The following is a 14,234-nucleotide window of genomic DNA, read 5'->3' as shown; positions in this document are numbered from 1 at the left end:
GATCCCCTATTCATTTGTGTCGCGCGCTGCGACAGCTCGTTTCCGTTGGATCCAGAGCGTAAACCCGCCGGCGGCCAGTACTGCGATGGACAGAGCCAAGGCGATGACGCTTGCTGCGTTGATGGAAGGGTCGACCGTGCGACGCATCATCGACCAGATGTAAAGCGGGAGGGTCGTGTCGTTGCCGCTGACGAAGACCGTCACGATGAATTCGTCGAACGAAAGCGCAAATGAAAGGATTGCCGCGCCCGCGATCGTGGGAGCGAGGATCGGGATGGTGACCAATCGAAAAGTCTGGGTCTGCGATGCACCGAGATCACGGGCGGCTTCTTCGAGCGACTGGTCGAAGTAATTGATGCGGGACCGCATCGTCTCCACGAAGAAAGGCAATGTGCAGAGCACGTGCGCGATCGTGACTGTGATCAACGTCCGTGGAAGACCAATCTGGGCGAAAAGGGTCACCAGCGCGATACCGATGAAAAGCCCGGGAAGGCCGATCGGAGCGAAGTTCAGCCATTCGAATATCGCCTTCTGCGAGCGCTTCATCCGGATTAGCGCCAGGGCGGCGAGCGTACCGAGGATCGTCGTCACTACGGCGGTAAAGAAGCCGACCTTCAAGCTGTTGAGAAGAGACGTTACAAACTCGGGCTTTGACAACAGCGTCTCGTACCACCGCAGGCTCAGCCCCTGGATGGGGAAAGTCAGAGCCGGGGTAGCGTGGAAGCTAAACAACACAATGATCGCGATCGGTGCGAACAGGAACAGAAGGTAGGCGGAAAGATAGGCCCGAAGCATGGCGGTCACCCATGGTAGCGCCGACCCGGCGCAAGCTTGAGAATTTTGAGTGTCAGCGTGAAGACGACGTAGACGGCGACAAAGGTTGCGAGGAGCGTGAACGCCATAGCTGAACCGAGTGGCCAGTTGCCTGCGCTGCGGAACTGGTTGGCGATCAGCAGACCACTCGTCACCCCGTCACGCCCGCCCAGAAGCTGCGGGGTGATGTAGTCACCCGCGGCGAGAATGAAGGTGAACATGAACGACCCGACGATCCCCTTATAAGTCATCGGCAGGATGACCTTCACGAGCACGCCGAGCTTCGTCGCGCCCAGATCTCGTGCGGCGTCCAAGTAATCTTGTTTGACGTCGCGCAAAGACGCCACGAGGATCAAAAGCGAAAATGGAAGCATAATGTGGATCAGCGTCAGCACCGAGGCGAACGGGCTGAAGAGAATGACTTCCAGTGGTTCGTTGATGATACCGCTGCCTAATAGGAAGGAGTTGATCACCCCGTTGGTGCCGAGGATCGTCCGCCACGCGTAAACGCGAACCAGATAGCTCGAGAACCACGACAAGAGAACGAGGTACATGATCACGTTGCTCTTGGTTCTGTAGACGAGATAATACGCAACGGGGAAGCTAAGAACGACAGACAGGGTCGCCGTATAGAAGCCGTTCTTCATCCCGACCCACGTCGCTTGCCAGAAGCCCGCAGCCGAAAGAATTCTTGCGTAATTATCCAGGTTCCATACGGGCTCGATGATGAACGAACGGGCCGTGAAGAAACTCGTGACGAAGAGAAGAACGACCGGGACGACAAAAAAGACGATCAAAAAGCCGAACGGCAGGCTAGCGAGGCCAAAGCCGGGAGGGAGTTTCAAACGCGCGGGATTTCCCGTCGTATCGATGGTCTTGTCGACGTATTCAGCGGCAGTCGCCATAAGCGTACATCCCGTTACCGAAAGAGTTTAAAGTCAGAGCATAGGCACATGAGGGCCAGCGGACGAGTCGCCCGCTGGCCGGGAGCTTAGAAGCCCGCGCGGAAATCCGCCCAGACCTGCAGCCAGTCGTCGTACGTCGCGAACTCGGTGGAAGTTCTGGGCGGCTGACCGTAAATCTTCATAGCCTTGAACTGCTCGTCGAAATTATCATAGTCGAACAGCGCTCGAGTTTCCGGATCCATCAACGCGGGTGCCTTCTTCGACACCGTGGAGCAGACAGCCGTCTTGCATACAGATGCCTGAACCTTGGGATCGAGCGCTTCATTGATGAACGCGTAAGCCGTATCGACGTTCACTGCGGTTTTCGGAATGAACCATGCGTCGGCCCAGACGGCTCCACCTTCCTTCGGGTATACGGCGAGGGTTTTGACATTCTGCTTCGCGGTCTCCAGTGGCACCGCGCTCCATACGCAGAAGCAAGCGGCGATTTCACCTGACGCGAACAGGGAGATCACGTCGCCGTTCGACGAGGCGAACACCTTCGTCTGATCGCGGTAAGGTTTCAACTTTTCAAAGCAGTCAGTAAGCTCATCTTTGGTAAGATTGGGGAACTTCTCCCCATAACCCGTTACCTTTGCGATCTGCGGCCAGACGGTGAGCGGATTATCCAAGAACGCGACCTTGCCCGTGAGTTCGGGACGAAGCAGGTCCTCGTAGCTCTTCACCTCGAACCCGACGAGTTCGGGATTCACAACGATGGTGTCGAGACCCCAAACCCACGGAATCGCCCAGTTCTTGCCGTCCCAGTACCACATGCCACCCTCGTAAAACGGAGGATAGAGGTCTTCCTTTTTGTAGTTGGGAAGTTTGGAGGTATCGAGTTCGGTGAGAACCTTGAGTTCGTCGTAGATCGCGTTGTATCCGTTTGAGTACTCAGCGGCGTCGAGGCGAACGGCGTTGCTTCCGACGATCTTCGCGGTGACGTCGTCTTGGTTGCTCATGATGGCGGCACGCATTGTGACGTTATTGGCTTTGCGCCACTCAGCGGTTTCCGGCTCCATTGTGTAGCCTTCCCAGGCCATCACTTCCAACTCGCCACCAACGGCGGCACGTGCGAACGGAACCCAGGCACCCAGCGTCGCGCCTGCCGTAACAGCGGCTGTGCCAAGAAGGAAACTTCTACGGCCGAGCATCACCTCATTGAAAATATCAGCGGTGCGCGCGGGCCCGATTTCTGCAGATTTGTCTTCCGGTTTCACGATGTACGCTCCCAGTTTGAACAGTTAAAGTTCTATTCCCGCATATGGTTTCTTGTACTTGGCCACGCGGGGTTTCCCGCGTGGCGATCGATCGAGCTTCTTATTCGGCCGCGGCAAGCGTGCCGACGTGCTGGCGCAGTTTGGGCATGACCTCAGTGGCAAGCAGTTCCATCGAACGCTTGTGCAGTGCGGGGCGGTCCCAGTCCTTCTGGGTCATCATCAACGAGCCGAACGGACCGCCAACGTCGTCAACAAAGGCGACGAGCTTATCGAGGACGGTCTTCGGCGAGCCAGACATGACCATCCAGTCCAGGCAGTTCTGAACAGTAATGTCCTCATCGAGCGTGTTCATCGATGGCTTGAGGACGCCCAGAAGCTTGAAGGCTTTCATATCCTCGACGATGTATTCGTAGTACCAACGGTACGACGAAGCATCCTCGGCCAGATAGTCAGCCGCTTCCTGGTCGCTGTCGGTTACGAGGAGAGAGCGTGCAATACGCCACTTGTTGCGGTCGGGCCGGCGCCCGGCCTTTTCGCAGCCGACGAGGTACTGGTCCCAGTGGGTCTTGACGTTGGCAACCGGCGTGAAGTTGGCGGATACGATGCTCCAGCCATTTTCGCCGGCTTGGCGAGCGCTGCTTGAGGACGGGCTCATGACCGAGATGGCCAACTCAGGGAAGGGTTGCTGGTACGGTTTCAGCATGGGGCCGAAGCCAAGGCTCGGGATGAGCGTGTTTTCGATTACCACATCCCAATACTTGCCCTTGATGTTGTAAGGCGGATCCTGGGACCAGATCTGATGCATGATCTTGATGGATTCAGTCGTCATCTCGGCGCGGTTTTTGTCCTGCGTGCCGAAAAGCTCCATGTCCGTTACGAGGCCACCTGGGCCAACGCCCATGATGAAGCGACCTTCGGAGAGATGGTCGAATTGTGCGATTTGGCCTGCCAGGCGGGCCGGATGATGCTGCGGCAGGTTGAGAACGCCGGTAGCGAATTTGATTTGCTTGGTTGCGTGGATCAGTGTGCCAAAGAACTGAAGCGGGTCTGCAATGGGCTCACAAGAGCAGCTGATGTGCTCGCCGACCCACACTTCTGCGAAGTTAAGGCGATCGGCGAGGATGACAGCTTCACGGTCCTGCTTCAAAAGCTCCGTGAAATTTCGCCGCTGGTCATGCAGTGGCATCATAAATAGACCGAGGTCCATTTGAAGTCTCCTCTTCGAATTCAGATCGGCCTGTCCGATCCTCACGAACTGTAGAGCAAGCGCCGTGCCAACTTCAAAAAACTCTTTAAATCAATGCTTTGGTCCGCTTCGTCGGCGAGTCTCAAATTGTTCGCTAAGTCTCATGTGTGAGATTCGTGGATGAGAAAAGCTTGGGACTGAGACCCCCCAAAACACAAGGGCCGAACTTTCGTTCGGCCCCGGCGATTTTTCTAAGCCGCCCTGCTTTTCGACGGTTTGTGTTTTCGCTCCACGAGCTCGGCGACTATCTCGGCTGTGGCGGCGGAAAGCGTCCACCCGAGGTGTCCGTGACCCGTGTTGTAGAATACGCCCGGCCGAGAGCCGGTTTTAACACGGGGCATCATATTCGGCATCATGGGTCTCAATCCCGCCCATGGCACCACCCTCGAGGTGGACACGTCCGGAAACAGAGTTCTTACCCAACCCACTAGCGGGTTGATACGATCCTGTCGGATGTTGCGGTTTATGCCGTTGAACTCTGCCGTGCCGGCCACTCGGAATCTGTCCGCTCCGAGGCGGCTGGTGACGATTTTGGCCCGGTCATCGAGCAGGCTTACCCAAGGTGCTCCGCGTTGGCTCTGTTCGTCGTCGAGATGTACCGTTATCGAATATCCTTTGACGGGATAAACGTTTATTCGGTCGCCGAGCATGTTGGCGAGCTTTCTACTACCGACACCCGCACATATTACCACGCCGTCAACGGACAGGACATTGATTTCATTGTTCGTTGTGTTCGCCGGCTTCCAGTAAACCTTCGTGGTCTGCCCAGGTTTTACGTCTTCGATTTCGGCGTCGAAAAGGAACTTTACGCCGCGCTTGGCGCAGGCTTCCGCCAATCCGCGCGTAAATTTGTGGATGTCACCTGTCGAGTCCGAAGGGGTAAAGAAGCCTCCGTAAAAATCGCCTACGAGGGCCGGTTCGATCGACTTGATCTCCTCCTTTGTCACCGGGCGGCGGTCTAGGCCCCCGTCGGTCAGCATAGTGTTCACCTTGCTAGCATGATCGAAGCTCGGCTTGTCGTAGTAGACGTGCAGAATACCGCGCTTTTCCAGATCGAAGTTTATCCCCTCGCGCTCGGCGATCTCGAACACGTGTTTGCGTGCGGCGATTGCAAGCCGGGTGGTTTCGACCGTATTCGTCCGGTAGCCGCCAATGTTCCCCATGAATTCGCCCATCCACGAGTACTTGTGCCAGTTGGGGCTGGGATTCATCAGGAGGGGGGCATCGCTTTTGAGCATCCATTTGATGCCTTTCATCACGGTCGACCAGTGGTTCCAGACCTCCGCGTTACTCGCAGAAAGTTGACCGCCATTGGCGAACGACGTTTCCATCGCCGGGTAGCGGTGACGTTCCACAACGGTAACATCGAAGCCGCGGCGGGAAAGGGCGTAAGCGGTCGTCACGCCGGTGATACCAGCGCCGAGTACAGCAATATGGGGCACTCTATCTCTCCAACAGTTGGTGCCGGGACTTCGCCAGTCCCACAGCCCCCAATCTGTCTCTTTACCTGAGAGCTTATCCCCAGTGGGGGTCCCCTTCGGTGGGCGCAAGCGCCTCTCTCCAGATTGTTCAACTGAGCAGTCTCGTTTGCCTGAGAGTTTCCTGGGGGGTTGCTCCTTCGGCGTGGCGTCCAGCGCCATCTCTCCTGCACAGCCTTCGAACACCCTTAGGGTAGGCACAGGACGCAGAAACGCGCAAGCCCTCGATCGAGAAAAGTTTCAAAGTGGCACGAAAGTTGCTTTCATGGAGGTAGCGAGAGACAAGGGTCTGATTATGCGAGATTTTCTGGTTTATGTGGAAAACGGGTTGCCTCCGGAGTCACCGTACTTCGTTTCAGAACTAGCGGTCTTAAACGCACTAGGTCCTCTCGCAGGCGCAGCGAAAATCAGATCCTGCGCTACCAACTTTCCTGACTTCGAGTCTTTGGAACGCGCGCAATACTTTATCGGCTCCGGGTTCGACACCGCGCGCCTGAAAAAGCACGGCAAACAGCTGCGCGTCGTTCACTGCACTAGCGCCGGCGTGGAGAAATATGTGCCTCTTGACTGGCTCCCGAATGGCGCGGTGCTGACGAATAGCAGCGGCGTGCACGCTCGCAAAGGCGGAGCTTTCGGACTTATGACGGTTCTCATGCTGTGCGAAGGAGTGCCGAGGCATATAGAAAACCAGCGGCTCCATCGGTGGGACAACCGTCTGGCGACGGGAATTGAGAACAAAACGATTGTATTTGTCGGTTTCGGCGCATTGGGGTCGGCGATTGCCGACCATCTCCGTCCTCTCGGAGCGAAGATAGTGGCGGTTACGCGATCAGGGGAAGCCGGCTCGCCAGCAGACCAGGTCTTCGCGGTCTCCAATCTTGACAAGGCTTTACCTCTCGCTGACTGCCTTGTTGTCAGCTGCCCGCTTACCACGTCCACCAGAGGACTGATCGGTGAAACGGAGCTTGCGCTCCTAAAACCCGGCGCATCGCTGTTCAATATTGCGCGCGGCCCCGTCGTTGATACGAAGGCGCTCGCAACAGCCCTCGTCGATGGCAGGTTGAGTGGAGCTGCTCTTGATGTCTTCGACCAGGAACCTCTCCCCGCCGATAGCCAACTCTGGGACGTTCCGAACCTTATGATCTTCCCCCACATCTCTTGTGACGACGCGGACGGTTACGTCGATCGTTGCCTATCGATTTTTGCAGACAACGTGCGCAGGGACCTCCAAGGACAGCCCCTGCGCAACCGCGTCGATGCAGTCGCCGGATATTAGAACCAAAGGAGAATGAAATGCCCAAACCCTATCTTGAAACCGTGGTCCTGTCTCACCAGGGCGCGTCCGACGCCCTCGCCGCCGCTGTAGCAAAGGCAGAGCAGATGTCCGTCCCGCAGTGCATCTGCATCGTAGACGCAAGCGGCGAGACAATCGCGAGCCTCCGGATGGACGGCGCGAAATACTTGAGCATGCAGACCGCGAGGGCGAAGGCCCGCACCGCGGCTTCCATCCGCAACAAAACGGGTGGAATGACACCGGAATTTGCTGTCGCCGCTGGTATCGCGACCTCGGGCGGCGTGACGAACCTTCCGGGCGGGCTGCCGATTAAATTCGACGGTAGGCTCGCGGGAGCAATCGGCGTCGGCTCAGGAACGGGCGATCAGGACATTGAGGTCGGAAAAGCCGCGCTGGCAGCGATCGGCGCGGACCCGATCGACTAAGTTCTGAAAACGGCGGGCGGCGATCCTTCGCCGTCCGCCAACGATAGTGGACTATTGGAGGGCGAGATGCTGGCTAGTGAACAAATCGAAGTTTCCGCTGACCACACGTCAGACAGATCACTCTGGCATTCTACGCGAGAGGCGCGAGTGCCACTGAACCGGATTAAGACCATTTCAGATGTCGTCATTCCTGGCGCGCAGCTGGGCAGGACGATCGGCTTCCCGACCGCAAACATGGTCCTGGGCGAGGATGTCGATCTCGAGGCCGGAATCTACGCAGTCCAGTTCATACGTGAATCGGGAGAATGCCACTGGGGCGTAGCGAGCTTCGGAAGGCGGCCCACGGTAGTCGAGAATGGAGAATTGATCCTCGAGACGTACGTGCTCGACTTTGCCGACGACCTCTATGGGGAAACGTGTTCAGTCGGATTCGTGAGATTCCTTCGCCCGGAACTCCGTTTCGAAGGTCTGGAGCCGATGATCGAACAAATCCGCAAGGACGTTGTCCTGGCGAGGAGGGTGCTGGCGTCCGAATGCCCGATTGGTCCCGTCGGCGTGGCAGGTGGAGGCGGGACATGAAGTATCACCAGATCGAAGCGTTTTATCAGGTGATGCTTACGGGTAGCATGTCGAAAGCTGCAAAGAACCTGGGCCGCACGCAGCCGGCCGTGAGCATGACGATCTCTACTCTCGAGGACCAGCTGACCACGGTTTTGTTCGACCGCCATGCGGGTCGGATCACGCCTCGCGCCGAAGCGGATGTGCTCTTTGAGCAGATAAGCCCGCTTATGGCGCAGATCAACGATATCCGCCATCGTTTCGGACAGCTCACCTCGATTGAGGTTCCCCGCGTTTCCATCATTTCCTCAAACAACACGGGAAACTATCTCGTCCCATCGGCGATTGCCGGGATCGCGTCTCAAGGGCAGCAGCTGCGGCTGATGACGGCCACGTCGGCTGCGATCGTCTCGGAGATGGAAAACCAGCGCCACGACATCGCGCTCACCGATGAGGGGAAATCCGAGGTTCTGACGAATTCCTCGTTATTCGAAGCGGAGGTGTTCGAAGTACCTGTCTATGCAATCTGCCAGAAGGGGCTTCTCGCTGGCCAGGGGGCGGTCTCGATCGGAACCCTTAAGGGCCTCGATGTCTCGACGCTCTACGAAGAAAACCGGGCCACGCACCAGATCAGGGCGCAGTTGGGGCCTCCACGTGTCGAGTTCGCAAGCTTCTTTCCCATGGCATGCTTCTCGGTCATGAACCGAGGCGTCGCGGTTGTCGACAGCATCACTTGCTCGACAATGCAGGCGCTGACGTCGGACACGCTCGATGCTGATTATCACCGAATCTCCGACGTACAGCCGTCGCGATACTACCTGATCCGGCCGCGATACCGCCCCCGTTCCAAGGTTGCCGACCAGTGCTACGAGGCTTTGAGAAAGGTGTTGCGCGCTCATCAGGCCGACGAGGTGAACGGCGCGCCAGTTTCCGTTTCGCACACGGGACAACCATGGCGAAGGTGAGAGACATTGCAGACATCGTCGGCGCATCCCCAACTGCCGTCTCCCGGGTTCTGAGCGGGGATCCGACCTTCAAAACGACACCGGAACTCCGTGGCGCCATTGTCGAAACGGCAAGGAAACTCGGCTACGCTTCGCCGAGGATGCGAGCATCGGCCAAGACAGCGGACCCGGAAGCGTACAAATCAATTGTGATAGCCAGTCGATGTCAGGGCGCATCGGTCTGCAGCGATGGTCATTTGTCAACGATCCGCTCGGGCGTCGAGCGGCGAAGCGCGGAACTTAGGATCAGCATCATTGACTTCTCAATTGAAGACCTCAACAACAGCTTGTCAACAGCACGCGTCTTCGGCGGCGTAATCATAGGTGGACTTGTCGACGACGAGGCAGATCGCGTGGCAAGTTTGAATTTGCCGATGGTCATTGTGGACTGGCAGCAAAATGACCATCGCTTCGACTGCGTCTCCTCGGATTTCACTCGAGCAGCAAAAACGGCGATCGATAGCCTGAAGACACGGGGACATACGGATATTCGATACGTCGGCCCATTTAGAGACACGGAGATCCGCTTGTCGTCCAGCCACTTGCGGTTTCAAGCGTATCTGGAGGCCTTGGGTAAGAGCACGTCAGGTCCGAGAGGTGCGTCGAAGGGGGGCTCCAATCGCAAGTCCGCTTTCGAGGTCGGTTACACGCGAGTTGCGGACATGATCATGTCCGGGGGGCGGCCTGACGCTTTGGTTGTCGAAGATGACGATTTTGCCGTTGGCGCGTATCGAGCTTTAAGAGAAGCGGGCCTTAGCCCCGGTGCGGATGTGGCAGTCCTGTCGCTGTGCAGAACGTCGTTGGGAGCTTTTCAGATTCCGCCGCTAGTCTCTATCGACGGCCGTGGATCGGAGATCGGGCGGACCGCAGTGGATATGCTGGTCAGCCGTGCTGGAGGTCGCACGATTTCGCGCGACGTGGCGCTGCCTTCGGAAGTGCTGGTGCACGCCCTGTAAATTCCCAGCCGATGTGCATTCTTGCGACCCGCTCATAAGCGAACGGGCCATGTCTTGCTGACTTCCTGTTGTCGATCAGAGCGGCATAAGCCGGATTGATAGAGGTATAAGAACTTCCATTTTGCCATGTGATGCCAGTTACGCGAACTATTCATACCAAGCTTGCAGGAGATCGGCATCAGTTACGCCAACCCAAGCAGCTCAAAACATTAACTCAACGTCGTCGCGTCCGGGGTCGACGCTCGGGCAGGGAGGTAAGCAGCCATGCGCGTAACTAACATCCGTGCATATCGAATTCCGACGGGCGGTGTCCGTCCGGTCCTCGTGGAGATAATTACAGACGAGGGCATCTCCGGATGGGGTGAAGCTGCCGTGGCTTACGGCCTCGGTGCACGCGGTGCGGCGGGAATGGTCGCTGATTACGCGGCCCGGGTCGTGGGCGAGAACCCGCTCTATCCACGCCACGTCTATCACGCGATCTACGACAACTCATTCTGGACCAAGGGCGGCGGTGCGATCGCGTTCGCGGCGGTGAGCGCCATCGACCAGGCGCTCTGGGACATCAAGGGCAAAGCCGCCGGCGTACCTGTATATGACTTCTTCGGCGCTGCCTTCAGCAAAACGGCTCCGGTCTATGCAAACGGCTGGAACTACCACTGCAATGATGCGGTCGAATGGGCGAAAGCCGCAGAGCGTCCTCTCAAGGACGGTTACAAAATGCTCAAGAGCTATCCGCTCGCAACCCAGCAGCCCGGCCGGACGCTGACGCATGTGCAGCGGCGATCGCTCTCCGCCGATGAATTTAAGCGCGCAATCGACCGGATTCGCCTTCTCAAGGACGTAGTCGGTGATCAGGCCGAGCTTCTCATTGATCTGTCCGGCGGTGTCAACAACGATCAATTGGTTCGCATCCTTGACGTCTGCGAGGAACTGAAGGTTTCCTGGGTCGAAGAGCCGTTGGACGCTTTCAACCTGACGGGCCTCAAGAACCTTGCCGGTCGTTACAAGTTCCCGATCGCCGCGGGTGAGCGCGTGTACACCCGGAATGGGTTCAAGAATCTCCTGGACACGGGCGCGATTGACGTCGTCATGCCTGACGTCGGGAACTGCGGCGGCGTTTTCGAGCTTATCCAGATTGCTGCTATGGCCGAGGCGTACAATGCACGTATGTCTCCGCATAACTGCGCGTCCTCACTTTGCACCGCCGCCACGCTTCAGGTATGGGCTGCCTGCGCCAACGCGATGGACCTTGAAATCTACCCTTATCTTCCTGAATCCCAAGGGTACGTGCAGGTCCTGAAAAACCCGCCTGAAGGCCGGATCAAGGATGGCTTCCTTGACGTCGGCACCGACCCCGGCCTGGGCGCTGAGGTCGATACCGAGCGCCTCAAGCCTTACTGCTGCTACGACTACCTTGAGGAAGCGGCGTAAGCTGCTTCAGCCAGCCCCAATCACGCTTGAGCCGGGACCATTTCCCGGCTCGCACCTTTTGAGCCTGACTTCTTTTTCTTATCAAGGTCTCGAGTTTTGTTTGAGACAGCCGTGAGATGAGACTGAATTCGTGATGACGTGCCACGGAACTTTCACCCAGCGGCGACTAGAGCCCCGGCGGTTTTGAACCGCCCCAGGTTTTTGGACCAGCGGAGGCTGGAGTTTTCCGGTGAGGTGATGCGATACGAACACAACTGTGGAGTGACGTCAAACGTCCTGCTGCCAGGAAGCATCTTTACTGATAGATTGGCCAGTCTCAATGCCGTTGCCGCGGAACGCTGTGGCCGGAGCTTGGAGCAGGTTACCGCCGAGGCGCAAAAGGCGTTGCCTATGGGTAGATATGGTTCCGTCGCCCAGTTCGCCGCCACGGCGGCCTTTCTCTGCAGCTTGCAGGCAAGCTATATAACAGGGGCGATTGTTCGCTGTGACGACGGTTCGGTGGGGTAGACACTCCGGTTCGAAGAAACCTGCAGCAATGTGGCTGCGGTCAGTGGTGCTTGTGGAAGATACAACGGTGGTGATCTGAAGTGATGGGATGAGCTTTGCCCGCAACCATTTAGGCACCCTCTCGCAATTGACCTCTAAACGCGTTTGGGGTCACACCAGTTGCTCCCTGGAACATAACAATAAATGCGGAAGTCGTGCTGTAGCCCAGCTTCTGGGCGACTGTCTGAACAGAATGGCCATCCGAAAGCATGGCAACAGCGCGCGATAGACGGAGTCGTTGCCGCCATTTGACGAACGTCATCCCCAGATCTCGCTTGCAGCGGCGGGCCAAAGTGCGCTCCGTGCTGTTCACATATCTGGCCCAGTCTTCAAGGGATCGACTGTCACCGGGATCTTTGCACAATTTTTCTAGGACCTGTTTGAGGGCGTGATCATCAGAAAGTGGGAGGAAGCTCTCCATGGGGGATCCGACACTTAGCTGATCGACTAGAACTCGCATCAACCGCGCATCATCTGCATTCTGAGGCTCACGTACGTCCCGTTTTTTCAGATCCAAGAGTATTGCCTTGGCAATTGCCCCGACAGCGAGAACGCTCGCTCTATTCGGAAGGCGGCTACAGAGGCTCTGTTCAATATCCAGCAGAAAGTATGATGTGTCGTCATCTGCCCATGCAAGGTGATCGGTCTCTGGAGGCAACCACACTCCAAAGTCCGGCGGTGCCGCGTAGCGACTACTTTTTACGGTCAACTCGATGACACCTTCTAGGGAGTACACGAATTGACCCCAGGCATGCCGTTCCATCGGGAAAGCAGTGACTTCCGTCAGTTGGACGATCTTCATTACGATCGATTCGGGCGACAACGTTTGATTTTCGCCGGTGCTACCTTCGTCTGCGATTTTGTCAGAAGCCACGTATTCAGTGTCCGTATTTCGATACTGCCCTTCGATAATAATGTTCGCACCTGATGATATGTAAAGGACTATCAGATGACTGCTCTGGAAAAGCTCGAAAGATTGCCTCGCTTAAATCTGCGTGGATTTGTTTCGCCAGTACAGCTCCTCGAGCGCTTCAGTGAGGCGATTGGGGTGGAAGTCTGGTGTAAACGCGACGACATGGGGACCGTGGGACTGGCGGGCAACAAAGTTCGCAAGTTGGAGGTTGAGCTGGCCCATGCTGTCGCTGTCGGTGCAACACACCTCGTTGCAGAAGGGTCGCGTCTCTCGAACGCGACTCGTGCGGTAGCCGCCGCTAGCGCCGTTCTCGGGCTGAAATGCACATTGCTTCTTTGTCACGATGAGCCGCATGAGCCAGTCGGGAACCTCATGCTTGACGGTCTCTTTGGTGCCGATCTGCGATTTGTTGGCAATGTTACTTGGCTTGAACTCGCTCAACATGCTGAGAAGGTCGTCAACGAACTCGAACAGTCCGGAGAGCGTGTATATCGACTTCCGATTGGTTGTGCTTCTGAACGCAGCTGCCTTGGTTTCGCTCTCGCATATGGCGAGCTTCGCAATCAAATGAGAGAACAAGACCGTTCTGTTGGAACCGTTATACACGCCAGCTCTTCCGGCGGAACCCATGCAGGACTGGTCCTTGGAAACGCGTTACATGGATTTGAAAGCGAAATACGTGGTATAGTTGTTGCAGAAAACGTCTATCCCGACGTTACCGGTACGTATCTTTCTTTCGCCCGCGGAGGCGCAAGTTTAATTGGCGCGGACGTCGAGTTGACGCGCGAGCATATCAACATAAGCGAAGCCTACTTGGGCGAGGGCTACGGGCTGCCTGCGGGTGGCATATATGAAGCGATCGACCTGCTTGCGACCAAGGAGGGGCTGCTTGTTGATCCGGTTTATAGCGGCAAGGCGGTAGCCGCCATCATCGATCTTGCCAAGAAAAACGAGTTGAAAGGGCCCGTGGTCTTCTGGCACACGGGAGGATATCACGCGCTTTTCGACCCTCGATACGCGAAGCGCATCTGGTCCGAAATAGGACGCCTCTCAAAAATTGCGTTGTAGGGCGACCGACTGTCATAACTAGGTTTCTGAGGGACCTTACGCTGACCGATTAGTAGGGAGCCATGGTGGCGGACGAGAGTGTCGCCACCGTGGTCAGCGTCTTACGTTTACTTCGAGCACATGTGTTTCGCCGGAAGAATGGCTGTCAGAATAGCGGCCGGCAGGAAGAGCGGATGCGGTCTTCGAGAAACCGCCTCCGGGGGGGGTATAAATGGAGTATTTCGTCCAGCAGCTCGTCAACGGGCTGACTCTTGGGTCTATTTATGGTATGATCGCGATTGGTTATACCATGGTCTACGGCATCATTGGCATGATCAACTTCGCCCACGGCGATATCT

The 14,234-nt window shown here is 56.9% G+C and carries 15 protein-coding genes and 1 riboswitch; of the genes, 9 read left to right on the top strand and 6 right to left on the bottom strand.

Annotated elements, in window-relative coordinates:
- Nucleotides 1–6: 6 nt before the first annotated feature.
- The 5 genes from ACQ5BM_RS29425 to ACQ5BM_RS29405 all read right to left on the bottom strand — a co-directional run bounded on the left by ACQ5BM_RS29425 (nt 7) and on the right by ACQ5BM_RS29405 (nt 5,665).
- Complete coding sequence (locus ACQ5BM_RS29425) at nt 7–795, bottom strand: ABC transporter permease (RefSeq protein WP_429818921.1); 789 nt, start codon at nt 793–795, stop codon at nt 7–9.
- Between the two features lie 5 nt (nt 796–800).
- Nucleotides 801–1,718: an ABC transporter permease gene (locus ACQ5BM_RS29420; protein ID WP_429818919.1), complete on the bottom strand. Its 918-nt coding sequence runs from the start codon at nt 1,716–1,718 to the stop codon at nt 801–803.
- Nucleotides 1,719–1,804: 86 nt separating this feature from the next.
- A complete protein-coding gene (locus ACQ5BM_RS29415) occupies nt 1,805–2,977 on the bottom strand; it encodes an ABC transporter substrate-binding protein (RefSeq protein ID WP_429818917.1) in 1,173 nt (390 codons plus the stop codon).
- Between the two features lie 100 nt (nt 2,978–3,077).
- Nucleotides 3,078–4,184 carry an LLM class flavin-dependent oxidoreductase gene (locus tag ACQ5BM_RS29410; RefSeq protein WP_429818915.1) on the bottom strand — a complete coding sequence of 369 codons (1,107 nt, stop codon included), beginning with the start codon at nt 4,182–4,184 and terminating at the stop codon, nt 3,078–3,080.
- A 230-nt stretch (nt 4,185–4,414) separates the two neighbouring features.
- Nucleotides 4,415–5,665, bottom strand: a complete 1,251-nt coding sequence (locus tag ACQ5BM_RS29405; RefSeq protein ID WP_429818913.1) for a D-amino acid dehydrogenase — start codon at nt 5,663–5,665, stop codon at nt 4,415–4,417.
- A 126-nt stretch (nt 5,666–5,791) separates the two neighbouring features.
- Nucleotides 5,792–5,881, bottom strand: a riboswitch (glycine riboswitch).
- Nucleotides 5,882–5,966: 85 nt separating this feature from the next.
- Here ACQ5BM_RS29405 and ACQ5BM_RS29400 point away from each other — a divergent pair.
- The 7 genes from ACQ5BM_RS29400 to ACQ5BM_RS29370 all read left to right on the top strand — a co-directional run bounded on the left by ACQ5BM_RS29400 (nt 5,967) and on the right by ACQ5BM_RS29370 (nt 11,876).
- Complete coding sequence (locus ACQ5BM_RS29400; RefSeq protein ID WP_429818911.1) at nt 5,967–6,977, top strand: D-2-hydroxyacid dehydrogenase; 1,011 nt, start codon at nt 5,967–5,969, stop codon at nt 6,975–6,977.
- A gap of 17 nt (nt 6,978–6,994) precedes the next feature.
- On the top strand, nt 6,995–7,420 hold the full coding sequence (locus ACQ5BM_RS29395) for a GlcG/HbpS family heme-binding protein (protein ID WP_429818909.1): 426 nt from the start codon (nt 6,995–6,997) through the stop codon (nt 7,418–7,420).
- 66 nt (nt 7,421–7,486) lie between these two features.
- Nucleotides 7,487–7,999, top strand: a complete 513-nt coding sequence (locus ACQ5BM_RS29390) for a riboflavin kinase (protein WP_429818907.1) — start codon at nt 7,487–7,489, stop codon at nt 7,997–7,999.
- Nucleotides 7,996–8,943 carry a LysR family transcriptional regulator gene (locus tag ACQ5BM_RS29385; protein ID WP_429818905.1) on the top strand — a complete coding sequence of 316 codons (948 nt, stop codon included), beginning with the start codon at nt 7,996–7,998 and terminating at the stop codon, nt 8,941–8,943. Before ACQ5BM_RS29390 ends, ACQ5BM_RS29385 begins: the two co-directional genes overlap by 4 nt.
- Nucleotides 8,931–9,938 carry a LacI family DNA-binding transcriptional regulator gene (locus ACQ5BM_RS29380; RefSeq protein ID WP_429818903.1) on the top strand — a complete coding sequence of 336 codons (1,008 nt, stop codon included), beginning with the start codon at nt 8,931–8,933 and terminating at the stop codon, nt 9,936–9,938. Before ACQ5BM_RS29385 ends, ACQ5BM_RS29380 begins: the two co-directional genes overlap by 13 nt.
- Before the next feature lie 264 nt (nt 9,939–10,202).
- On the top strand, nt 10,203–11,369 hold the full coding sequence (locus ACQ5BM_RS29375) for a mandelate racemase/muconate lactonizing enzyme family protein (protein WP_429818901.1): 1,167 nt from the start codon (nt 10,203–10,205) through the stop codon (nt 11,367–11,369).
- A 237-nt stretch (nt 11,370–11,606) separates the two neighbouring features.
- Entirely contained in the window at nt 11,607–11,876 is a 270-nt protein-coding gene (locus ACQ5BM_RS29370; RefSeq protein ID WP_429818899.1) for an SDR family oxidoreductase, read from the top strand.
- Between the two features lie 109 nt (nt 11,877–11,985).
- Here the strand turns inward: ACQ5BM_RS29370 and ACQ5BM_RS29365 are convergent, their stop codons facing one another.
- Nucleotides 11,986–12,789, bottom strand: a complete 804-nt coding sequence (locus tag ACQ5BM_RS29365; RefSeq protein WP_429818897.1) for an AraC family transcriptional regulator — start codon at nt 12,787–12,789, stop codon at nt 11,986–11,988.
- Nucleotides 12,790–12,864: 75 nt separating this feature from the next.
- On the opposite strand from ACQ5BM_RS29365, the gene ACQ5BM_RS29360 reads away from it, so the two are divergent.
- Nucleotides 12,865–13,896: a 1-aminocyclopropane-1-carboxylate deaminase/D-cysteine desulfhydrase gene (locus tag ACQ5BM_RS29360; protein WP_429818895.1), complete on the top strand. Its 1,032-nt coding sequence runs from the start codon at nt 12,865–12,867 to the stop codon at nt 13,894–13,896.
- 211 nt (nt 13,897–14,107) lie between these two features.
- Nucleotides 14,108–14,234 (top strand): ABC transporter permease subunit (locus ACQ5BM_RS29355; protein WP_429819031.1); only part of this gene is annotated, 127 nt, incomplete at its 3' end.

Origin of the sequence: Ensifer sp. B1-9 (genome assembly GCF_050474445.1) — a bacterium.
GTDB lineage: Bacteria > Pseudomonadota > Alphaproteobacteria > Rhizobiales > Rhizobiaceae > Ensifer.
This window is presented reverse-complemented; position numbering and strand designations above follow the sequence as displayed.

What these genes read in the sequence shown, in the direction of transcription:
- ACQ5BM_RS29425 (WP_429818921.1), bottom strand. Translation starts at nt 795, where the DNA reads ATGCTTCGGGCCTATCTTTCCGCCTACCTTCTGTTCCTGTTCGCACCG.
- ACQ5BM_RS29375 (WP_429818901.1), top strand. Translation starts at nt 10,203, where the DNA reads ATGCGCGTAACTAACATCCGTGCATATCGAATTCCGACGGGCGGTGTC.
- ACQ5BM_RS29385 (WP_429818905.1), top strand. Translation starts at nt 7,996, where the DNA reads ATGAAGTATCACCAGATCGAAGCGTTTTATCAGGTGATGCTTACGGGT.
- ACQ5BM_RS29395 (WP_429818909.1), top strand. Translation starts at nt 6,995, where the DNA reads ATGCCCAAACCCTATCTTGAAACCGTGGTCCTGTCTCACCAGGGCGCG.
- ACQ5BM_RS29420 (WP_429818919.1), bottom strand. Translation starts at nt 1,718, where the DNA reads ATGGCGACTGCCGCTGAATACGTCGACAAGACCATCGATACGACGGGA.
- ACQ5BM_RS29370 (WP_429818899.1), top strand. Translation starts at nt 11,607, where the DNA reads ATGCGATACGAACACAACTGTGGAGTGACGTCAAACGTCCTGCTGCCA.
- ACQ5BM_RS29360 (WP_429818895.1), top strand. Translation starts at nt 12,865, where the DNA reads ATGACTGCTCTGGAAAAGCTCGAAAGATTGCCTCGCTTAAATCTGCGT.
- ACQ5BM_RS29380 (WP_429818903.1), top strand. Translation starts at nt 8,931, where the DNA reads ATGGCGAAGGTGAGAGACATTGCAGACATCGTCGGCGCATCCCCAACT.
- ACQ5BM_RS29410 (WP_429818915.1), bottom strand. Translation starts at nt 4,184, where the DNA reads ATGGACCTCGGTCTATTTATGATGCCACTGCATGACCAGCGGCGAAAT.
- ACQ5BM_RS29400 (WP_429818911.1), top strand. Translation starts at nt 5,967, where the DNA reads ATGGAGGTAGCGAGAGACAAGGGTCTGATTATGCGAGATTTTCTGGTT.
- ACQ5BM_RS29390 (WP_429818907.1), top strand. Translation starts at nt 7,487, where the DNA reads ATGCTGGCTAGTGAACAAATCGAAGTTTCCGCTGACCACACGTCAGAC.